This window comes from Kribbella sp. NPDC055071 (assembly GCF_053608045.1).
This window is the reverse complement of record NZ_JBSGUS010000020.1, coordinates 90243-111416: the sequence shown is the minus strand read 5'-3', so window position 1 is coordinate 111416 and position 21174 is coordinate 90243. Positions and strand designations below refer to the sequence as shown.

Annotated in this window: 19 protein-coding genes and 1 pseudogene; 15 read left to right on the top strand and 5 right to left on the bottom strand. The window is 69.1% G+C overall.

Annotated elements, in window-relative coordinates; all coding sequences use genetic code 11:
- The first annotated feature begins 1 nt into the window (after window position 1).
- From ruvX to ACWF4Z_RS29425, 8 genes are all read left to right on the top strand, one after another.
- Window positions 2–460, top strand: coding sequence for a Holliday junction resolvase RuvX (gene ruvX / locus ACWF4Z_RS29460; RefSeq protein ID WP_452246411.1), 459 nt, complete (start codon window positions 2–4; stop codon window positions 458–460).
- Window positions 461–471: 11 nt separating this feature from the next.
- Entirely contained in the window at window positions 472–1650 is a 1179-nt protein-coding gene (gene mltG / locus ACWF4Z_RS29455; RefSeq protein ID WP_452246410.1) for an endolytic transglycosylase MltG, read from the top strand.
- Window positions 1650–2474, top strand: coding sequence for a shikimate dehydrogenase (locus ACWF4Z_RS29450; RefSeq protein WP_452246409.1), 825 nt, complete (start codon window positions 1650–1652; stop codon window positions 2472–2474). The genes mltG and ACWF4Z_RS29450 overlap by 1 nt, the downstream gene beginning before the upstream one ends.
- On the top strand, window positions 2461–3963 hold the full coding sequence (locus tag ACWF4Z_RS29445) for an FAD-binding protein (protein ID WP_452246408.1): 1503 nt from the start codon (window positions 2461–2463) through the stop codon (window positions 3961–3963). The genes ACWF4Z_RS29450 and ACWF4Z_RS29445 overlap by 14 nt, the downstream gene beginning before the upstream one ends.
- A 31-nt stretch (window positions 3964–3994) precedes the next feature.
- Complete coding sequence (locus tag ACWF4Z_RS29440; RefSeq protein ID WP_452246407.1) at window positions 3995–5038, top strand: DUF2330 domain-containing protein; 1044 nt, start codon at window positions 3995–3997, stop codon at window positions 5036–5038.
- A gap of 32 nt (window positions 5039–5070) precedes the next feature.
- Window positions 5071–5778, top strand: coding sequence for a prepilin peptidase (locus ACWF4Z_RS29435; protein ID WP_452246406.1), 708 nt, complete (start codon window positions 5071–5073; stop codon window positions 5776–5778).
- Between the two features lie 135 nt (window positions 5779–5913).
- Window positions 5914–6435 (top strand): hypothetical protein, encoded by a 522-nt coding sequence (locus tag ACWF4Z_RS29430; protein WP_452246405.1) that lies wholly within the window; start codon window positions 5914–5916, stop codon window positions 6433–6435.
- A 172-nt stretch (window positions 6436–6607) separates the two neighbouring features.
- On the top strand, window positions 6608–6838 hold the full coding sequence (locus tag ACWF4Z_RS29425) for a hypothetical protein (RefSeq protein ID WP_452246404.1): 231 nt from the start codon (window positions 6608–6610) through the stop codon (window positions 6836–6838).
- Here ACWF4Z_RS29425 and ACWF4Z_RS29420 read toward each other — a convergent pair.
- Complete coding sequence (locus ACWF4Z_RS29420; protein WP_452246403.1) at window positions 6804–7856, bottom strand: ADP-ribosylglycohydrolase family protein; 1053 nt, start codon at window positions 7854–7856, stop codon at window positions 6804–6806. The two genes, ACWF4Z_RS29425 and ACWF4Z_RS29420, sit on opposite strands and share 35 nt — an antisense overlap.
- A gap of 119 nt (window positions 7857–7975) precedes the next feature.
- Here ACWF4Z_RS29420 and ACWF4Z_RS29415 point away from each other — a divergent pair, with 119 nt between their 5' ends.
- The 4 genes from ACWF4Z_RS29415 to aroB all read left to right on the top strand — a co-directional run bounded on the left by ACWF4Z_RS29415 (window position 7976) and on the right by aroB (window position 11053).
- Window positions 7976–8179: a hypothetical protein gene (locus ACWF4Z_RS29415; protein ID WP_452246402.1), complete on the top strand. Its 204-nt coding sequence runs from the start codon at window positions 7976–7978 to the stop codon at window positions 8177–8179.
- Window positions 8180–8256: 77 nt separating this feature from the next.
- Window positions 8257–9459 (top strand): chorismate synthase, encoded by a 1203-nt coding sequence (aroC, locus tag ACWF4Z_RS29410; RefSeq protein WP_452246401.1) that lies wholly within the window; start codon window positions 8257–8259, stop codon window positions 9457–9459.
- Entirely contained in the window at window positions 9456–9956 is a 501-nt protein-coding gene (locus ACWF4Z_RS29405) for a shikimate kinase (RefSeq protein WP_452246400.1), read from the top strand. Before aroC ends, ACWF4Z_RS29405 begins: the two co-directional genes overlap by 4 nt.
- Window positions 9953–11053, top strand: a complete 1101-nt coding sequence (gene aroB / locus ACWF4Z_RS29400) for a 3-dehydroquinate synthase (protein WP_452246399.1) — start codon at window positions 9953–9955, stop codon at window positions 11051–11053. Before ACWF4Z_RS29405 ends, aroB begins: the two co-directional genes overlap by 4 nt.
- On the opposite strand, the gene ACWF4Z_RS29395 is transcribed toward aroB, so the two are convergent.
- Window positions 11046–12011, bottom strand: a complete 966-nt coding sequence (locus tag ACWF4Z_RS29395; protein WP_452246398.1) for a hypothetical protein — start codon at window positions 12009–12011, stop codon at window positions 11046–11048. The genes aroB and ACWF4Z_RS29395 overlap by 8 nt on opposite strands.
- A complete protein-coding gene (locus tag ACWF4Z_RS29390; RefSeq protein WP_452246397.1) occupies window positions 12008–12580 on the bottom strand; it encodes an RNA polymerase sigma factor in 573 nt (190 codons plus the stop codon). Before ACWF4Z_RS29390 ends, ACWF4Z_RS29395 begins: the two co-directional genes overlap by 4 nt.
- 119 nt (window positions 12581–12699) lie before the next feature.
- Here ACWF4Z_RS29390 and aroQ point away from each other — a divergent pair, with 119 nt between their 5' ends.
- Entirely contained in the window at window positions 12700–13137 is a 438-nt protein-coding gene (gene aroQ / locus ACWF4Z_RS29385) for a type II 3-dehydroquinate dehydratase (RefSeq protein ID WP_452246459.1), read from the top strand.
- A 12-nt stretch (window positions 13138–13149) separates the two neighbouring features.
- On the opposite strand, the pseudogene ACWF4Z_RS29380 reads toward aroQ, so the two are convergent.
- Window positions 13150–13368, bottom strand: a pseudogene (locus ACWF4Z_RS29380) (helix-turn-helix domain-containing protein); the annotation flags it as partial.
- Window positions 13369–13462: 94 nt separating this feature from the next.
- Here ACWF4Z_RS29380 and map point away from each other — a divergent pair.
- Window positions 13463–14242 (top strand): type I methionyl aminopeptidase, encoded by a 780-nt coding sequence (map, locus tag ACWF4Z_RS29375; protein WP_452246396.1) that lies wholly within the window; start codon window positions 13463–13465, stop codon window positions 14240–14242.
- A gap of 339 nt (window positions 14243–14581) precedes the next feature.
- Window positions 14582–15253: a LuxR C-terminal-related transcriptional regulator gene (locus tag ACWF4Z_RS29370; RefSeq protein WP_452246395.1), complete on the top strand. Its 672-nt coding sequence runs from the start codon at window positions 14582–14584 to the stop codon at window positions 15251–15253.
- A 77-nt stretch (window positions 15254–15330) separates the two neighbouring features.
- Here the strand turns inward: ACWF4Z_RS29370 and ACWF4Z_RS29365 are convergent, their stop codons facing one another.
- Entirely contained in the window at window positions 15331–21096 is a 5766-nt protein-coding gene (locus ACWF4Z_RS29365) for a choice-of-anchor D domain-containing protein (RefSeq protein WP_452246394.1), read from the bottom strand.
- Window positions 21097–21174 lie beyond the last annotated feature (78 nt).

Genomic DNA, 21174 nt, shown 5'->3' with positions numbered 1-21174 from the left:
CATGAGACGCGGCGTGCGGATCGCACTCGATATCGGTGACGCCCGGATCGGCGTCGCGAGCAGCGATCCGCACGGAATCCTGGCCACCCCGGTGGAGACGATCCACCGTGGGCCTGGTGATCTGGGTAGGATCGCGGCACTCGCCGTCGAACTGGAGGCGATGGAGATCGTGGTCGGGCTGCCTCGTTCCCTGTCCGGGGGCGAAGGGCCGGCTGCGGTGAAGATCCGGGAGACGGCGGAACAGGTGCGACAGAAGGTGCAGGAGGCCCACTCGGGGGCCGCGGTGCGGTTGGTGGACGAACGGTTCACCACGGTCACCGCCGAACGCATGCTGCGGGAACGCGGGAAAAAGGGTTCCAAGCGGCGCGCGGTGGTCGATCAGGCCGCCGCGGTTGTGATTCTGCAACACGCGCTCGACCTCGAGCGAGAGACCGGCAACCCACCCGGGAGGCCCCTGTGAACGGACCATCGGTGCAAGAAGATGTGAACGAGGGTGAGGATCTCGGCACCGGGCTGGGACTGCGCCCGGAGAGCCGGGTCGAGCGCCGCGCGAACCGGCGCCGCGCGCGCGGCCGGCGGGCGTTCGGCTGCTTCGCCGGCCTGATCTCGCTGCTGGTCGTCGGGTCGCTGGTGGCCGGCGCCGTGGTCGGCTTCGGCAAGGGCAAGGACGCGATCTCGCAGATCTTCGCCGCGCCGGACTACACCGGTGACGGCAAGGACACCGTGGTCGTCGAGATCAGCAAGGGCCAGGCTGTCAGTGCGATCGCCGACACGCTCGAGAAGAAGGACGTGGTGAAGAGTGCCCGCGCCTTCGAGCGGGTTGCCCGCGACGATCCGCGATCGCTGCAGCTCCAGGCCGGCACCTACACCCTGCACAAGCAGATGTCGGCCAAGGCCGCCCTCGCGCTGATGCTGGACACGGCCAAGTCGATCCTGGTCACCCGGATCAGCTTCCGGGCCGGCCTGACCAAGGACGAGGTCGGCGACACTCTGCAGAAGTCGAAGTTCAAGCTGCCGGCCGGTGCCGCCGCGGCCGCACTGGCCAAGCCCGCCGCGCTGGGGTTGCCGCCGTACGCGAACAACAACGCGGAAGGCTTCCTGTACCCGGGGACGTACGACATCCCGAAGGGTGCGACGGCGTACTCGATCCTGAAACTGATGACGGCGAAGTACGCCAAGACCGCTGCCGAGCTGAACCTGGTGAAGAGCGCGCAGCGTAAGGGGCTCGACCCGTATCAGGCCGTCATCGTGGCCAGTATCATCGGTGGCGAGACGAACCGGCCGCAGGACTACGCCAAGGTCGCCCGGGTGATCTACAACCGGTTGCGGGTCGGGATGAAGCTGCAGATGGACTCGACCGTCCACTACGTGGTCGGCAAGGACGGTGGCGTGTTCACGACGCCCGAGCAGCGCAACTACGACTCGAAGTACAACACCTACAAGTACAAGGGCCTGCCGCCGACGCCGATCAACTCGCCGACCAAGGACACGCTGCGGGCCGCGATCAACCCGGCGGCAGGGGACTGGCTGTACTTCACCCTGGTCAACCTCGACACCGGCGAGACCGCCTTCGCCAGTACGTCGGCCGAGCACCAGGCCAACGTGCAGAAGCTGCAGACCTGGTGCGCCGCCCACAAGGGCCGGTGCTGATGACACGATGTGCCGTGCTCGGTTCGCCGATTGCGCACTCGTTGTCACCGGCGATGCACCGGGCCGCGTACGCCGCTCTCGGCCTCGACTGGCGGTACGACGCTTTCGAGGTCGAAGAGACTGAACTCCGCGGCTTCGTCGCCTCCCTCGGCGACGACGTCCGTGGGTTGTCGCTCACGATGCCGCTCAAGCGGGTCGCGCTCGACCTCGTCGACACGGTCGATCCCGTCGCGGAGCTGATCGGCGCGGCCAACACCATGCTGTTCGAGCCGGACGGGACCCGGTCGGCGCACAACACCGACGTGCCGGGGCTGGTGAACGCCTTCGCCGAGCACGGCATCACCGCCGCGGACACCGCCATCGTGCTGGGCGGTGGAGCGACCGCCGCCTCGGCGCTCGCGGCGCTGCGCAGTATGCAGGTCAGTGAGGTGACTGTGGTCGTCCGGGACCGGTCGAAGGTCGATCGGCTGCTCGATCTCGCCGCTGAACTGGGACTCCGGACTTCGGTTGCAGATTTTTCCCAGGTCGAGCAAACCGGAGGGTTCGATCTGTGCGTCTCAACAGTGCCTGGTGGAGCGATCGATCCATGGGCGGACCACTTCGCGAACGTCGCCCCGGTGGTGTTCGACGTGGCCTACCACCCATGGCCGACCCGGCTCGCCGTCGCGGCGCACAGGATCGGTACAGAGCTGTTGAACGGGCTTGATCTCCTCGTGCACCAGGCGACTTTGCAGGTGGAGATGATGACAGGTAGGTCGCCGGCACCTCTGGCGGCCATGAGGGCAGCCGCTCGTGAGGAGCTCGGGGATCGTGAGTCAGTTTGACCGGCGGACAACACTCAAGGCAGCACTGAAAGCAGGCGGCGTTCTTGCCGCAGGAGCGTTGACGAGTTGCACGGACGCCAAGAAAGCCAGCGCGAGCGCAGGCTCCGGTTCGACCGTCGCCTCGGCCGACGTCACGGCGGCCGGCCCGAACTGGAACAGCTTCGCCCGGTCGCTCAAGGGCCGGGTCTTCCTCCAGTCCACCCGTGGATACGCCACCACCCACCAGCTCTTCAACCCGCGCTGGGACACCGTCCTGCCGACCGCCGTCGTCAGGGCGGCCAACGCGACCGACGTGCAGCGGTCGATCCTCTTCGCCAAGGCGAACAAGCTGGTCCTGGTGCCGAAGAGCGGCGGGCACTCCTACGTCGGTGCGTCCACGGTCAGCAAGGGCATGATGCTCGACGTCGGCGCCCTGCGCGGCATGAGCTACTCGAAGGGCGTGCTGACCGTCGGCGCGGGCGCACGGCTGTACGACGTGCATGCGTTCCTCGACAAGTACGGGCAATCTCTGCCGACCGGGACCTGCCCGACCGTCGGCGTTGCCGGACTCGCACTCGGTGGCGGGATGGGTGTTCACACCCGCGCCTACGGCCTGACCTGCGACCGGTTGCTCTCGATCGGCGTGATCACCGCGGACGGGAAGCCGCACAACGTCAGCGCGACGGTGGAGCCCGATCTGTTCTGGGCGCTGCGGGGAGGCGGCGGCGGGAACCTCGGCGTCGTCACGTCGTTCCGGTTCGCGACGATCCCGGCGCGCAAGCTCGGCTTCTTCCGGCTGACCTGGCCGGAGTCGAAGGCCGCGGCCGTGGTTGCCGGCTGGCAGAAGTTCGCCAAGTCCGCGCCGGTCACCTCCTGGGGCAACCTGCACATCGATGCCAAGAGCAACGGCACCCTGTCGATCCATGTGTTGGGCATCTCCACCACGGGCAGCGCGTCGGCGGCGGCCGCGCAACTGGAGTCGTTCGTCGGGTCCAAGGCGACCGTGCGGTCGATCACGGTCAAGACGCATCTGGAGGCCGTCAAGTACCTCGGTGGCGGCACGACGAGCCCACGGTCCGGCTTCCTCGCGGCTTCCGACGTACTGAAGGGCCCGATGAACTCGACGGCGATCGCGGGGCTGATTGGCGCGGTGAAGGCGGCAGCGCGGGCCAAGACGCCCGCGTCGGCGATCCTGGATCCGCTCGGTGGGCAGGCGGCCAAGCAGCCGACCGGTGGCGCGGCCTGGCCGTGGCGGACGGCGCTCGGCGTGGTCCAGTGGTACTCCGGCACCCCCGCGCACCCGAACACGGCCCAGCTCAGGGCCGCGCAGACCTTCATCAACAACGGTCACAAGGCGGTCCGGCCGTACTCGGCCGGCGGCTACGTCAACTACCTCGAGGTCGGCCGCACGGTCGCCTCCTACTACGGCGCGAGCCTGCCCAAGCTGCAGGCGGTCAAGAAGAAGTACGACCCGACCAACTTCTTCCACACAGGCTTCACGCTGAGCTGACTGGCACCGTTGTCTGGGTAGTCTTCCGCCGGTGAAGCTTTGGCGGATTGTCGCGGGTGTGCTGGCGGTCGGGTTCGTCGCGGCCGGGATCACGCCCGCCTGGGCCTGTGCCTGTGGCGGTTATCTGCCCGACTCCGCGTCACGAGCTCGCGCCTTCGGCGAGAACGCGCTGGTCCAGTACGACGCCGGCACCGAGCAGATCACGCTCTCGATGGCGGTCAACGGCACGTCGACGAAGGCGGCCTGGATCATGCCGGTGCCCGCCGAGGCCAAGGTCGAGCTCGGTGCGGACGGGCTGTTCACCCGGCTGGACTGGATGACCCGGCCGAAGGAAGTGGTCCGGAAGACGTACTGGCCGTTCAAGAACCTCGGGATCATGGGTAGCCGTGGCCCGATGATGGGCGCGTCGGCGCCCGGGGGCGGGGTGGACGTCCGGCAGCAGATGGCGCTCGGCCCGTTCCAGGTCACGCGGCTCGGTGGGACGAGCGGATCCGCGGTGACGGACTGGCTGCACACCAACGGGTACGTCGTACCGGCGACACTGGCCACGAACCTGACGCCGTACCTGACCGAGAAGTGGGAGATCGTCGCCGTGAAGCTCGCGCCGAAGCGGGCCGGCGAGTTGCTGCGCGGGGCGACGCCGCCGCTGCGGCTGACGTTCGCATCGGACCGGATCGTGTACCCGATGCGGTTGAGCAAAGGCGCAACCACCCCGCAGACCGTGACGGTGTTCGTCGCCGCCGCGCATCGAGTCGACGCGACCAAGCTGCCGGCGGCGGGGGTGCAGCCCGAACTGCTCTTCGCCGGCCGGGTCGAGGACACGGCCCTCGCGAAGCCGGCCGACTACCTGACCGCGTACTCGGTGACCTACAACGATCCGAGCCTGATCACCGACGACTTCGCCTTCGCGCCGGCCGCTGCCGACGACGAGTTTCAGCGCGTCACCTACGTGACCGAGAACGACGGATTGTGGAGCACGATCGGCGTGCTGGTCGTCGGTCTGCTCCTGCTCGGCGGCGTCGCGGCGCTGATCGCCCGCAAGCTGGTACGCCGGTCGTCCACAGGGCGCGCGTAGTCCCGGGCGAAAATCGTTTAGGCTCCTGGATCGTGCCCGCTGACCACGCAACGCTCGCCGCAGGGATCGGCGTGGTCTGTTGCGGGCTCTCGGCGTACGTCGCGGGGCCCTGGCTGCTGCGGCACATCCCTGAGCCGGTGCTCGAGGACGGGGAGACGAAGGTCCCGTACGCGGCGCTGGCCGGATCGCGCGCGGCGTACTGGTGTGGTGGTCTGGCTGCAGTGGCCGGTGGATTGCTCGGGTGGAAGCTGGGTACGTCGGCCGCGTTGACGGCCTGGTTGCTGCTGGCCGTCGCGGGCGCCGTGCTCGGGTACATCGACGCTCGGACGCGGTATCTGCCGTCGGTGATCATCTGGCCGTCGTACGCCCTGATCGGTCTGGCGCTGCTCGGTGCGGCCGTGGTGTCGGGGGAGTGGGGATCTTTGCGCCGAGCGGTGATCGCCGCAGCGATCGGGTTCGGGGTGTTCTATCTGCTCTGGTTCGCGTTTCCGCGCGGCGTCGGATTTGGTGATGTGCGGTTGTCCGGACTGCTCGGGCTGGCGCTGGGTTGGCTGGGCTGGGGACAGTTCGCCAGCGGTCTGTACGGCGGGTTCTTCCTCGGCGCGATCGTGGGGATCGTGCTGATCGTGGGGAAGGTGATGACGCGCAAGCAGATGGTCCCGTTCGGGCCGTTCATGCTCGCGGGTGCCTTGGCCGGTGTGTTCCTGGGCGCACCCCTCGAGCGCCTGTACATCGGATGAGGCTGCACATCGGCTGATCGGGCCGGCTCAACCAGATGGTTGATGCGAGCAAGCCGCGGTGAGACCGGGGTGAGATATCGGTGAGATGCCGTCCTCCGAGAGTGGAGCTACGCAATCCACTTGGGGAGAGAACTCATGAACTTTCGACGGGTCCATTTGATTGCCGGCGTCGCGCTGGTCGGGCTGGCACTGACTCTGACCGGCTGCTCGGACAGCGACAGCGCGGCCGACACCAAGCCCGCCGCGGCCAATCAGCCGACCTCGCAGCAGTCCGCCCCCGCCTCTGCGCCGGCGTCTGCACCCGCCTCCGCACCAGCCTCGAAGCCGGCTGAGGCGCCGGGTGGGACCGATGGCGGCTTCTGCGGTGTGATCGAGAACGGCGCCGCGGTTGACCTTGGCAAATGGAGCCAGCCCCAGTCCGACGCCGCAGTCCGTGCAGCGTTGACCAAGCGGTTGAACGCTCTGGTCGACGTCGCACCCGACGAACTGAAGCAGCCGTTGAAGGACCTCGCGTCCGGCTATGAGCTGGTCGCGTCCGGCAAAGTCACGGAGAACGACCAAGCGGCGATCACCAAGTACAGCAACGCGATCCGGGCGTTGAACCAGTACATGGTGGACAACTGCAAGGGCATGAAGCTGCCGACGGCTGCAGGCTGACCGTGCGCGCAACGCTCCTCAACGGTCTCGGCGCAGTGGCCGCGGTTCTGATGTGCCGAGTGTGTCCACGCCGGTCGCCGGGTCCACCGGCGTACCGGGGACAACTGGCCCTTCACAGGGGAATGGGCCGGTACCCAAGGAGTGTGCGCCGCAGTCCGTTCCGGCGCTCTGTGTGACCAGCACGCTGGAGTCGGACGAGCCGGGGCTGCCGAAGGTGACGGAGGCGGCGGCGTCGGGGTCGGTGCAGGTCGACGAGACGACGTACGAGAGCGATGACGGGGCGGCGAAGATCGACCTGCGCCGGGACGGTTCCGGCAAGGTCGATCTGCCTCGTCTCCGCGGGGGCGCCGGGAGCCTGGCCGGGAGTATCAGCTGGCGCTGTATCGACCCGAAGCAAGGCTGAACTCCAGCACGAAGGCGTCAGCGAGCTGGAGGATGACAGAACGGCCCTCTATGGTCGAGGCGAGCTCTGGGGGCAGGGCCGTCTCGCCGTAGAGGGCGCCGAGGATGTTCCCGCAGATTGCGCCGGTCGAGTCGCTGTCGCCGCTGTGCGTCACCGCCAGCGCGAGCGCATCCAGGAACTGCTCGGGCGCGGGGTAGGCGAGGGCGGCGTACACGGCGATCGCCAGCGCCTCCTCCGCGATCCATCCGCCGCCCAGTCGCTCGACCGTGACCGGTCCCGGGGGAGCCGTCGCAGCCAGGTGGCGCGCGAACGAGAGCGTCGTACTGGTCTCTTCGTGGTTCGGATGCCGGGCGAGGAGGTGCGCGGCGGTGTCGAGCGCAGCGTCCAGAGTCGCGCCGGCACAGATCTCGTGGATGATCGCGGCCAGCGCGCCGGACGCGAGCTTGCCGGTCGGGTGGCCGTGCGTATAGCCGGCCGCCTCCGCGGCAGCGTCGAAGACCCACTCGGTGGTGAACCCTGTCGGCATCAGCCCGAACGGCGCCACCCGCATGACGCCACCGCAGCCCTTGGAGTCGTTCACGGCCTGCGCGCCGAATCCGGCTGCCGCGCGGCGGGTGTCCGTCAGTGCAGTGAGGCAGGTGTTACCCGGTGCTCGGCGGGCGTAGAGCCATTGCTGACCCTGCAGGCCGCCGTCGCGGCTCGGGCCGGGCAGCGTTTGCGTGTCGAGCCACCGGTCGTACGCCGCATGCACCACCGCGACCGTGAACCCGATCCCGCGCTCTGTCCGGATGCTCGCCTGGATCAGCCCTTCGACGGTGAACAACGTCATCTGCGTGTCGTCGGTGATCGTCCCCGCCGGCCACCCCACCCCGCCCGGCACAAAGATCCGGACACCGTCAGGGTGCTTCGCCACGATCGAGCGGCCGTCCTCGAACTCCACCGGTCCACCGAGCGCGTCCCCGATCGCCCCGCCCAGCAGACACCCACGAACCCGCGCCGGCCACTCCACCTCGGTCATGCCAGAACCCTATCGATGGTGGTGCCAGCGCTACCCCCAAGACGGGTTCCAGAGCCAGTTCTCTGCAAGGTCGGAACTTCTACGGTCGATACATCAGGAAACAGATCGAGAAGGAGCGCATGATGACCCCCGCATTCCGTCGTACCGCCGGGCGCCTGGCCTTGGCGGCCCTCGCCACCACGGCCCTCACCGGCGCCGCGATCGCCGGCGGTCAAGCAGCCAACGCCTCCACCTCCTGCGACACCTCCACCATCGTCAAAACCTTCGACGTGGTCCTCTCGCTCCGCGGCGACTCCCCCGAACCCACCCAAACCTGCCACTAACGCCTGATCCCGCCCGCTGATCCCACGGACCTGAGACCGGGGACAGGGGGTTGGGGTGGGCGTGGGAAGATTGCGGCATGCTGCGCTGGCTCACTGCCGGCGAGTCGCACGGACAAGCGCTCGTCGCCGTACTTGAAGGTCTTCCCGCGGGGGTTGAGGTCACCACTGATGAGGTGGCCGATGCCCTGGCTCGTCGTCGGCTGGGGTATGGCCGCGGAGCCCGGATGAAGTTCGAGCGGGACGAGGTGACCTTCGTCGGCGGCTTCCGGCACGGACTGACGCTCGGGAGCCCGTGCGCGATCCAGATCGGCAACACCGAGTGGCCGAAGTGGGAGCAGGTGATGAGCCCGGACCCGGTCGACCCCGCCACCTTGGCGGAGCTGGCCCGGAACGCGCCGCTGACCCGCCCGCGGCCCGGCCACGCCGACCTGGCCGGTATGCAGAAGTACGGGTTCGACGAGGCCCGCCCGGTGCTCGAGCGGGCGAGTGCCCGCGAGACCGCGGCCCGCGTCGCGCTCGGCGAGCTCGCGGCCCGGTTCCTTCGCCAGGCGTACGGCGTGACCGTCGTCAGCCACGTGGTCGAGCTCGGCACGATCAAGGCTCCGTACGGCGTGATCCCGTCGTACGACGATGTCGCCACGCTGGACGCGGATCCGGTGCGCTGCCTGGACGCGGATGCGAGCAAGGCGATGGTCGAGGAGATCGACCTCGCGCAGAAGGCCGGCGACACGCTCGGTGGTGTGGTCGAGGTCGTCGTGGACGGGCTCCCGCCGGGCCTCGGCAGCTACGTGCACTGGGACCGCCGGCTGGACTCCAAGCTGGCCGGCGCGCTGATGGGCATTCAGGCGATCAAGGGTGTCGAGCTCGGCGACGGGTTCGAGCTCGCGCGGACACCGGGGTCGAAGGCGCACGACGAGATCGTGGCCGAGGACGGCAGCATCCGCCGGACCAGTGGGCGGTCGGGTGGCACCGAGGGCGGCATGAGTACGGGCGAGACCCTGCGGGTCCGGGCCGCGATGAAGCCGATCGCGACCGTGCCGCGGGCGTTGCGGACGATCGACACGACGACCGGCGAGGCCGCGTCCGCGCATCACCAGCGTTCGGACGTCTGTGCCGTGCCGGCGGCGGGGATCGTCGCCGAGGCGATGGTCGCGCTGGTGCTGGCCGAGGTCGCGCTGGAGAAGTTCGGTGGCGACTCGGTCGCCGAGACCTCGCGGAACCACAAGTCGTACCTGGCGAACCTCCCCACGACCATCACACCGCGGGAGTGGGACCAGTGAGCCCTGTCGTTGTCCTGGTCGGGCCGCCGGGGTCGGGCAAGTCGACGATCGCGGCGGTGTTGTCGCAGCGGCTCGGTGCGCGGCATCGCGACACCGACACGGACATCGAGGCCGCGGCCGGACAGCCGATCTCGGACATCTTCGTCGACCACGGCGAGGAGCACTTCCGCGCCCTCGAGCGGGACGCGGTCGTCGCCGCACTCAAGGATGACGGCGAGGTGCTGTCGCTGGGCGGTGGCGCGATCCTCGACGCCGACACCCGCGCGGATCTGGGTGGCCACACCGTGGTCTTCCTCGACGTCAGCCTCGGCGAGGCGGTCAAGCGGGTCGGGCTCGGTGTCGCACGCCCGTTGCTGCTCGGCAACGTTCGGACCCAGCTGCGCAACCTGATGGAGGCAAGGCGACCGCTGTACGGCGAAGTCGCCAAGCTGACCGTGATCACCGACGGCAAGTCCCCGGCGCAGATCGCGGACGAGATCCTGGCGCACCTGCAGTGACGACCCAGCCCACCAGGATCCAGGTGGCCGCGGCCGCGCCGTACGACGTTGTCATCGGCAACAACCTGCTCGGCGAACTCCCTGCCCTGCTGGGCGAAGGCGTGCAGCGGGTCGCCGTCATCCACCCCCGCGCGCTCAGGACGAGTGGCGACGCGGTCCGCGACGACCTGACCTCCTCCGGGTACACCGCGCACGCGATCGAGATCCCCGATGCCGAGGAAGCCAAGTCGGCCGAGGTGCTGGCGTACTGCTGGTCGGTCCTCGGGCAGGCGGGCTTCACCCGTTCGGACGCGATCGTGAGCATCGGCGGCGGTACGACGACCGACCTGGCCGGCTTCGTCGCCGCGACCTGGCTGCGCGGGGTGAAGGTCGTGCACATCCCGACCACGCTGCTCGGCATGGTCGACGCGGCCGTCGGCGGGAAGACCGGGATCAACACGGCCGAGGGGAAGAACCTGGTCGGCGCGTTCTGGGAGCCGGCCGGCGTGCTGTGCGACCTCGCGGCCCTCGAGACGCTCCCGCGCAACGACTACATCAGTGGGCTGGCCGAGGTGATCAAGTGCGGGTTCATCGCGGACCCGGTGATCCTCGACCTGGTCGAGAAGGATCCGGCCGGCGCCACGAGTCCGTCGTACGACGCGACCGAGGAGCTGATCGCGCGGTCGATCCAGGTGAAGGCGGACACGGTCGGCGCGGATCTGCGCGAGCGTACGACGACCGTCGGCGGCCGGATCGGCCGTGAGGCGCTGAACTACGGTCACACCCTCGGGCACGCGATCGAGCGGGTCGAGCGGTACAAGTGGCGGCACGGCGCCGCGATCAGTATCGGCATGGTCTTCGTCGCCGAGCTCGCCCGCGCGGCCGGACGGCTGGACGACGCGACGGCTGATCGCCATCGCGCCGTCCTCGCCTCCGTCGGCCTCCCGGTCAGCTACCGCGCCGACGCCTGGCCGCACCTGCAGGACGCGATGAAGCTCGACAAGAAGACCCGCGCCGACCGCCTCCGCTTCGTCGTCCTCGACGCCCTCGCCAAGCCGACGATCCTCGAAGCTCCCGACCCCAGCCTCCTGGTCGCGGCGTACGCCGAGGTCACCTGAAGTCGATCATTCCCTCCGGGTTGGCGATGACCTTGCCTTCGTCGACCCGGGTGGTGCCGGGGCTGGGGGTCAGTCCGCCGCCGCCCTTCTGGTCTCCCGGCGCGTCGAGCAGCTTCCCGTCCTTGTCGAGGACCTGAGTCTCGACGCGGACCGTCTCGCCCAGCTTCAGCGCCGTCGACTCGTCCCAGGACCGAAGGAACACCAGTCCGTCCAGGGCGTTCGCGACGTACCAGGGTCCGGGCTTGCCGCGCATGACCCAGCGCTGGCGAATCGACGCGACCCGCTCGTCCACGCGGTACCAGGCGTCCTTGACGACCAGGTCGGGCTTCTTGTCGAAGTCGATGAACTGGTAGGAACCATTGCCCTCGGTCGGCGCTGCCGGGTGCGTGGCGTCCGGCTGGTTGAGGGCGATCTTGTACCGTTTCGCCGCAGCGCGATCGCCGCCGACGACTGCCGCCTCCATCGCGGTCGGAGGGCCTGCACAGCCGACACGAAGGCCCTCCGGCGCGGTCGTGAACGCGACCGTGCTGTCCACCTTGCCAGGCACCCAGGACATGACCCTGGTCGCGTGGCCGATCTGCGTCGCCTGATTCGCGTCGCCCGACTGGCTCAGGCAGTTCTGCGCCGCCGCGGCCTCCTCCGCTGCGGTGAGCGGCCCGAGGTCGATGTCGATCTCGGACGGGAGCGGCCTGGTCAACGGCGGCTTCCGGGGCACGGTGGCGGGTGCCTTCGAGGGGTTCTTGGACGCGGGGCCGGCTGTCGGTGCCTGCCGCGTCTGGTCGTGGCCGGCTGTGGCGACGAGCACGCCGCCGGCGACCAGCGCGATCGATGCTGCCGCACCCACGGGCACGAGCCAGCCGCGGCGGCGGTGATCGCCCTGGACGGCTTCGGCCAGGACTCGTTCGAGGATCTCCTGCTTGTGCGGGAGCGGCCGGTCGGTCGGGAGCTTCGTGGTCATTTCAGGCCCTCCAAAGACGTGCCGGCCAGGAGGCTGCGAGCCCTGGACAGCCGGGATTTGACTGTTCCTTCCGGGATACCGAGGACGCGGGCCGTTTCGGCCATCGAGCACTCCGACCAGATGACCAGCTCGACGACATCCCGCAGTTTCACCGGGAGCTTGTCGAGCAATCGACGGATATCGCTCATCGCGCGTTCGTCGTCGACCCGGGCCGCGGTGACCGCCGAGTGGTCGGCAACCGTCGTGTCGGCGGCGTCGACCAGCTCGATCCGGTTCCGCAGCGCGTCCTGCCGGCGGGTCGAGCGCAGCGCGTTGCCGCACTCGTAGCCGGCCATGACCAGCAGCAGCGGCCGCGCCGACTCGAGCGTCAGCTCGTCGACCTTGCCCAGCCGGGCCCGCCGCCAGACCGCGATGAACGTCGCCTGTACGACGTCCTCGGCCAGCGACCACGACGCCGTACGGCGGAACGCGAAGTTGTAGACTGCGTCACTGTGCCGATGGAACAACTCGGTCAGCGCCTGCTCGTCCGCGAGCCGGAGACGTTCCCAGAGCTCACGATCGGTGCGCATCAACTGACCTGGGATGTCTCTCATCCGCACCCCCAGTGTTGGTGTCCTCATACCTGGAAGAGTCCGGACGCGAGCCTACGGTTCGCTGGGACGACCACTAGGGTGTTGGCGTGACTGATGTGAGTAGGCGGGTGCTGGTGCTGAACGGGCCCAACCTGGGGCGGTTGGGGTCGCGGGAGCCGGAGAAGTACGGGTCGACGACGTTCGCCGAGTTGGTGGGGGAGTGTGAGAAGGCCGGCGCCGAGCTAGGGCTCGAGGTCGAGGTGCGGCAGACCGACGACGAGGCCGAGCTGGTCGGCTGGCTGCACGAAGCGGCCGATGGCCGGATCCCCGTCGTACTGAATCCGGCCGCGTTCACGCACTATTCGTACTCACTGCGCGACGCGATCGCCCAGCGGACTGCTCCGCTGATCGAGATCCACCTAACCAATCCCGCCACCCGCGAGGAGTTCCGCCACACCAGCGTGGTCGCGGGCGTCGCCACCGGCACGATCGCCGGATTCGGCCTCGACTCCTACCGCCTCGCCCTGCGCGCTCTCACCACCCTGGCCGAGTAGCTCGGCCCACACCGCATCGAGGGAGAGATCGAGTACGTCGGCGATCGCGGCGATGGTCGTGAACGCGGGGGTCGCCACGCGGCCCGACTCGATCTTGCGCAGCGTCTCGGGGGACACGCGGGCATCGAGCGCGGTCTGGAGCATCGAGCGCTGCCCGCGGGCGCGACGCAACAACGCGCCGAGGCGCCGGCCGCGCTCGACCTCTGCCGGAGTGAGTGGCAACCTGACCATGGATCCAATGATAGTACCGGGATAGTTTTCCCGGACAGTCCGCGCGGGATAACATGGCCGGGATAGTTATTGGTTGCGTACTGAAGGGCGCCGCATGATCGAGATCCTGACCCCCGCCGAAGTGGCCCGAGCCCGGGAGACCGGCGCGTTGGTCGGCGGCATCCTGCAGGCGTTGAAGAGCCGTACGGCGGTCGGCACGAGCCTGCTCGACATCGATCAGTGGGCCAAGGCCATGATCGTCGACGCCGGCGCGCAGTCCTGCTATGTCGACTACGAGCCGTCCTTCGGGCGCGGCCCGTTCGGCCACTACATCTGCACGTCGGTCAACGACGCCGTGCTGCACGGGAAGCCGAACGCCTACACGCTCGCCGACGGTGATCTGCTCACGCTCGACCTCGCGGTCTCCCTGGGTGGTATCGCTGCCGACTCGGCCGTGAGCTTCATCGTCGGCGACTCGCGGCCCGCTGAGAGCGTCGCGCTGATCGAGACGACCGAGCGTGCGTTGGCCGCCGGGATCGCCGCGGCCGGACCCGAGGCGCGGATCGGGGACATTTCCCGTGCCATCGGCTCGGTCCTCAGCGCGGCCGGGTATCCGATCAACACCGAGTTCGGCGGGCACGGCATCGGATCGACGATGCACCAGGACCCGCACATCTCGAACACGGGACGCCCCGGCCGTGGATACAAGCTGCGCCCCGGGCTGCTGCTCGCGCTGGAGCCGTGGGTGATGGTCGACACCGACAAACTCGTCACCGACGACGACGGATGGACGCTCCGCAGCGCCACGGGTGCCCGCACGGCGCACAGCGAGCACACCATCGCGATCACCCCCAACGGCCCCGAGATCCTCACAACCCGCCCGCCGGCCGTGTAACACGGCTCGGGGACGGCCCACCCCACATCCGCCGGTCGTGTAACACGGCTCGAGGGGTCCGGGGTGTAACTTCTGTGCCCTTTGGGGCATCTGGCCTGGTGAAGGGCAAATTTCACGGTCCGCGGAGGCGTGTTTCAGCGACAGACGGACAAGAGATCGGGGTGAGACGCCGGTGAAATGCCCCTGCGTCACGCTAGGCGTCGGGTCGTGATGCGGCCGTCACCGGTCTGAAGACTGGCTGAAGGTTCTCTAGCACGATCGGAATCGACGATTTTGGGGGTTCGTGTGACTACGGATTCGATCCGTTCCGTTCATCAACGCTCTGGGGGAGTGACAAGTATGACTACGCAACAACGTATTCCTGTTTGGGTAAAGGCGCTGGACCCGCTGTCGCAGTTCGGGTTGGTGCACGCACTCAGGCAGCGGCCGGAGATCGCTCTGATCAGTGACGCCGACCTGGCGGCGCTGCAGCAGACCGAGTCGGCCGACCAGCGGACCGCCCCGCCAGTGGTCGCGTTGGTCGCCGTCGACTCGCTGGACGCGGGAGCCGTCCAAGTGCTCCGGGCCGCAACGCAACGGGGGTGTCGCCGGACCGTGCTGATCGGTAGCACGATCGACGACGACGCGCTGATGACCGCGGTCGAACTCGGAGTCTCCGGTGTGCTTCGGCGTACCGAGGCGACGGCCGACCGCATCGTGCACCTTCTGCAGGCCGCCGCCGCGGGTGACGGCAGCCTGCCCCCTGATCTGCTGGGCCGGTTGCTCGGTCAGGTGTCGCGAATGCAGCGGCACGTGCTGGCACCGCGTGGGCTGTCCCACACCGGGCTGTCCGACCGCGAGACGCAGGTGCTGCGACTCGTGGCCGACGGCAAGGACACCCAGGAGATCGCCCGCGAGCTGTCCTACTCCGAGCGGACGGTGAAGAACGTCCTCCACGACGTGACGAGTCGCCTGCAGCTGAAGAACCGCTCGCACGCTGTTGCCTACGCCCTCCGCGAAGGCCTCATCTAGTAGCTGCACCACCGGCCGGCCCTCGCTTCCCGCGAGGGCCGGCTTCTTCATGCCCGGAGTGCTCACCAGCGGAGTGCTCACCAGCGGAGGACGAAGTTCGGGGGCTGGTAGCTCAGCGGCATGATCAGCACCGGCGCACTCTGTACCGGTGCGGCCAGCCCGGGCACGGTGCCGTTCAGGATCCGCTGCCCGAGCGCGTCCCGGCGGAACACCAGCATCGCGGTGGTGAACTTCCCGGTCGCATCGGCCACCACAGGCTGCGCCCCCAGACCGAGGTCCCAGGTCACGACGACCGGCCGTCCAGGCGGGAAGTTCGTGCCCGTCGCCATCACGATCTGGTTGGGTCGCGCCGTCGGCGGATCCGCGGTCAGCGTCGGGGTCGGCGCCGTACCGGACACGATCACCGGCACCGGGAACGGTGGGACCGCCCCGACCGCCGATGCGGCCACCCGGATCACGTCCATCCGCGTCCCGACCAACGTCGGAACGAACCGGACCGGGATCGCACAGCTCTTGCCCGGCTGAACCAGCCCGCACGCCGCCGCCGCGACGAAGTCCGGCACGGACGTCACCGCCATCAGCCGCAGCGGGACCGTGCCCGTGTTGGTCACCACTATCGACTTCGGCGCACTCGCCGTTGTCAGGAGCTGCGGCCCGAACACCAGCCGCTGCGGCGCAACCGTCATCGACGCCACCGGCTGACCAGGCACGCTCGCGCCTACCCCGGTCAACGTCACCGTCGCCGGCCGCGGACTCGCAACCGCAGCATCGGTCGACTTCGGAGTCAGTACGAGCCCGCCGGTTCGAGTCCCCGCCTTCCGTGGCGCGAACGTCACCGGTACGTCGCAACTCACGCCCGGCGTCACCGTGGCACAAGCCCCGAGCGTCGCCCCGAAGTCACCACTACTGGTCAGAGCAGCAGCCACATCCAGCGGCACATCTCCGGTGTTCTGCACCTTCACAGCGGCGACCGGCGCCGCCTTCCCCAGGTCCGTCGACGGGAACACCAATGCAGCCGGCGTAACCGTCCACCGAGCCACCGGCGCCGCCGTCGTACCCGTGCCGGTCAGCCCGACCGACACAGACGGCCCAGGTAGATATCCCTGGCGACTCGGCGTCGTGAGTACGCCGGTTGCCGGTCCACCGGTGGTTGGCACGAAGCGCGCGTCGATCGGGCAGCTCTCGCCGCGGTGCAGGGTCGTCGAGCAGACGTTGGTCCCCGCGATGAAGGGTGCCGCCACCCCGGTCGGCCCGGCGGCGACCGGCCCGGGCCCGAGGTTCTTGACGACCATGCTCCGCGCGCTCGAGGACTTCCCGACCGGCACCGGCCCGAAGTCAGCCGATGCGGGTGTGACCACGAGTTGCGCCGGGCGCCGCCGTACGAAGACGTCGTTCAGTCCGTCGTCGACGGTGTTGGCGACCAGGTCCGAGTTCGAGTCGAACGCCGTGAACGCCCCGTCGGAGCTCAGCGACGGTGCCCGGCTGTCCCCGTCTTCGGCGACAGCGCCTTCGTCGGTCAGCGAGACCCGCTCGTTGAACCGCTCGCCAGTTGCGGCTCCGGCGAAGTCCGGATCCAGGTAGCGGACGTAGACGCCTTGCTTGTCGTTGCCGGGATCGGTGACCAGATCCGTCGCCGACGACGAGTAGCCGACCGTCGAGCCGTCGTCCGAGATCGACGGCTCGTCACTCCAGCCGTTGCCACCCGTCGTCGGTTTGCCGGCGGCCGCCGAGACCAGGATTGTCTTGCCGCTGGGGATGTCCCGGGCCCAGATCTGGCTCGGGTGCTCATCGCCCTCGGCGAGTGCCTTGGGACGCGCGCTGGTGGTCGCCCGGGCTCCGTCCGCCCCGTCCTTGCGGGCGGCGAAATTGGGCGCCGAGTACCCGTCGGCATAGAAGGCGACGCGGTCGCCCGAGCTGGAGATGGACGGTACGTCGGTCAGGTCCGGCCCGACCTGTCCGTCACTCAGCTGCGAGACCAGGATCGTCGTACCGGTGGTCCGGTCGCGGCGGTAGATCTGGAACGTGCCGCCGGCCGGGCGTCCGATCGCGGCGTCCGAGCTGAACGCGAGGTAGCGTCCGTCGCCGGACAACGAGGGCTCCTCGCCGGTGATCGTCGTACCGTCGCTGTCCTTGCTTGCGATCTCCGGCGGACCCGCGAACGTTGCGTCGCCGGCCGGATCGGTCCGGGTCAGGATCACCCGGTTGATGCCGGAGCCCGAGAAGCGGTAGTACCTGGGATCGCCCGATCCGGTGGCGTTCATGGTGGCTCCGGACACGTCGACCGCATCGGGGCGGTAACCGACGTACGCGGTGCATCCGACGTTGGCCGGCAGCCGCTCGCCGTCCACACACGGCCGGGGCCGGTTCGGATCCGGCGTGGCCGGGGTGACCAGGGCGAAGTCGCACTTCGAGACGAACTTGAGGTCCTGGATCCCGGGCAGCGCGACGACCTCCGCCGCCAGGTACTGCACCTGGCCGACCGTGGTCGGGTTCGCGGCGGCCACGATGTTGCCCGCCGACGTCTTCTCGGTCGAGGAGGATGGCAGTCGGCCGGTCGGCGGAGCGATCGGCGTACAAGCGGCGGCAGCCTTGACTGCCGGCTGACTATTGATGCGGATGCAGGTCCCTTGCGCGACCAGGGCGATCGCGGCCTGGCCTTGCGGCGTCGTGCCGTTCAACCGCAGGGTCCCGACCCCGGCGCCGGCGCAGGCGTTGTACCGGAGGTCGAGCTGGCAGCCGGAGTTCGCGGCCAGGTCACCCTCACAGGTGTTGTTCTCGATGAAGAAGCCGGAGTTCGGGTCAAGGGTCGGGGCACTCTTGAAGGTGAGCGCCACGCTGGTGTCGACCTGCAGCGTCTTCGGAGCACCGTTACCGAGGTCGATCAGCGAGTCGATCCGGTGCTGTGAGCCGTCGCTCTCCTCCAGCGTCAGGTCCAGTACGTCGTTGTCCGCCTGGGCGTCCAGCAGGGCACCGAAGGCGACTGTCTTGCCGTCGCCGGCGATGTCGGGCCGGCACCCTCGCTCGTAGAAGCCGGTGTCACAGGAGCGCTGGTAGGTCAGATCGGACGTCGTGCCGGTGATCTGGTGCGTTCCCGAGCCGTCGGCAACGACGACGTGCGTGGAAGGCCCGTCCTCGGCGTTGTAGGCGACCCGGCTCCCGTCCGCGGAGATGGCCGGCGGGCCGACGCGCCCGTGCGTGCCGACCGTCTTGATGTCGGTGGTCGCCTGGTTCCGGATATCGATCTGGTTCGGGAAGGATTCGCTGCTGGCGGGCCCGGTCCGGTAGGCGACGTACTGGCCGTTGTCGCTGATCGCGGGGCTGAGGTGGTCCCCGGCGTTCGTCGACACCAGCTTGGTCTCGCCCGCGGTCCGTGCGTCGCTGGTGCCGTGCCCGGTCAGCTCGGCCGAGACCGTGTTCGCCGAGGCGCTGTTGTCGTCGGTGTAGGCGTGGATGCTGCCCTGGCGGAAACCTATGGCCGATGGCGTGAAGGACAACAGGTACGAGCAACTCCGGCCCGGCCGGAGCAGCAGGCCGGTGCACTGGTCCTGGCTGATCGCGAACTCGGTGCCACCGAAGCTGGGCTTCTCGTACCGCACCGGCACGGTTCCGTCGTTCGTGACGGTCAGCGCCTGCGGGCCTGCCGCCGTACCGACCTTGGCCGTCCCGAGGTCGAGCGGGTCCGGGGCCGTCACGGTGCTGCCGTGCCGACTGGCCTGGTAGATGTCGGACTCGGTATCGGCGTCGTTGAACTGGTCCAGGATGTCGGTGCTCGCGAAGGTCGCCTTCGTGCCGTCCTGGCCGATCGAGATGAACCGGTCCCAGCCTTCCGAGCCGGTCCCGCCGTTCGGGCGCAGCGAGATGAGTTCGTTCGTGCCACGACCGCCGGCGAAGTCCTTGGTCAGGTCGCGGGCGATGACGCGCCCGCCCGGCAACGTGCCGACACCGAGGTTGGACGCGTCGGAGATGTAGTCCAGCGTGTAGCCGTCGCCCGACAGGACCGCGCTCTGGGTCCAGGAGTCGGCGCTGGTCCCGTCCGGACCGGCCGAGGCGAGGACGGACTTCTTGCTCGGTACGTCGCGCACGTACACCTGCATGAAGTGATCCTGGTTCGGTGCGCCGGTGACCGGTTCCCAGCTGGTGAAGGAGATCCGGGTGCCGTCGTCGGACACGGTCGGCTCGCTCGCGGTCAGCGGCAGGGAGCCGTCGGTCTTGAGCGAGACCAGCGTGGTCCCGCCGGGCTTGTAGGTCTTGTCGCCCGCGGAGTCGGTGTCGTGCAGGTACACCTGGGTCTCGGGCTGCGCTGCGTTCGGGTTGTTCTGGGGCCGGCCGAGCGGGGTGTTCGACACGTATCCGACCCATCGCCCGTCGGCGGACACTGTCGGACCGAGGCCGTCCATCGGGGTGCCCTCGGCGCCGGTCACGCTGACGACGCTCGCCTTCCCGAAGTTGCCCGAGGCGCTTGGGTCCCGCCACGCCGCGATCACCCGTTGGACGGCGTGGCCGCCGACGGAGTACGCGGTGTCACCGACCTGGATCCGGGCCGAGAACGGTCCGACCTGCGGCAGCCGGGATTCGACGTACGCCGTGCACGACGAATGCGGCGGGATCGGCTGGTCCGGCGTACACGCATCGGTCGCCCCGGCCGGTTTCACGAGTTTGAGCGCGCATCCGGCCGAGGTCAGCACCGGAGTGTGTTCGGAGGCCATCGTGTTCTGGATCGCGAGCGCGTCGATGTTGAGCTCGCCGGCACCGACCGAGCCGATCGAGAACCAGGGCCCGTACCGGCCTTCGGTGCCGTCGTGCGGATCGTCCGCGATCGGGAGATTGCCGGTGTACTCGCTCGGACCCGTGCAGCTCGGGTCGGCCGCCGCGGCCGCGGGTCGGGGCGGGAAGGCCGCGAGCCGCGGGCATTCACCACCGCCGGTCAGCTTGAAGGCCGTCTGGCCCGCGGCCGAGTTGGTGGAATTGAACTGCAGGACGGCGTTGCCCTCGTCGGTGCAGTCGGCGTTCCCACTGAACGAGATCTTCGTGAAGCAGGTCGCGCCGGGCTGCAGCGTCGCGGCACAGGTGTTCTCGGTGACCGTGAACGTCGAGTCGCCGTCGATCACCGGCCCGGTGTCGGGGTAGATGATCGCCTGCTTTCCGGTGTTCGTCAGCTCGACCTCCTGCGTCCCGGATGTCCCGAACGCCCCGAAGTTCAGTACCGGGTAGAGGCCGCGGTCGGTCTCCCAGCCTTCTCCGTTGATGCCGACGTCCAGCTGGCCGGACTCGATCGACTGGTAGACCGGCGCGACCAGGGTCGTGCCGTCGCGCGAGAGCTTGGGAGCGCAGTCGTCGTCGTCCCCGTCGCCGGTGTTGATCCGGCAGCTCACCATCCGCTGGTAGGGCAGGTCGTTCGGCGTGCCGGTCACCTTCGTCAGCACCGGACTGGCCGGCGTACGGCGGTTGACGGCGTACAGCTGCGGATCCACCGAGTCCGACAACGCCGTACCCGATTGATCCCCGATCAGAGCGATCAGGCCGGCGTCACCCGACATCGACGGCGCGGCCGGCCTGATGTCGTCGAGCCCGCCGACCTTCTGCGTGGTACCGGCTTGGCCCATGTCGGTCACCCACAGCCCGCCCGAGGCATCGGCTGTCTCCCACGCGACCCATCGGCCGTCGCTGCTCACCGAGTTCCGGTAGGACGGGCTCATCCCCGGGATGTCGGAGGCGATGCCGACGGACGGCGGCAGCTGGTCGGCCGCGGAGGCGTCGCGGCCGAGGGTGAGGACGGCGAGGCCTGCCGCCAGGAGGGCGGCAGCGGTGATGATGGCGGTCGGGACACGCGGGATACGACTCACGTCGACCAGCAAACTCTGTGCGGCGGCCGGTGGGCAGAGTGTCACGTGCGGCTTGGGGGGCAGCGTGCCCTGCCCTAT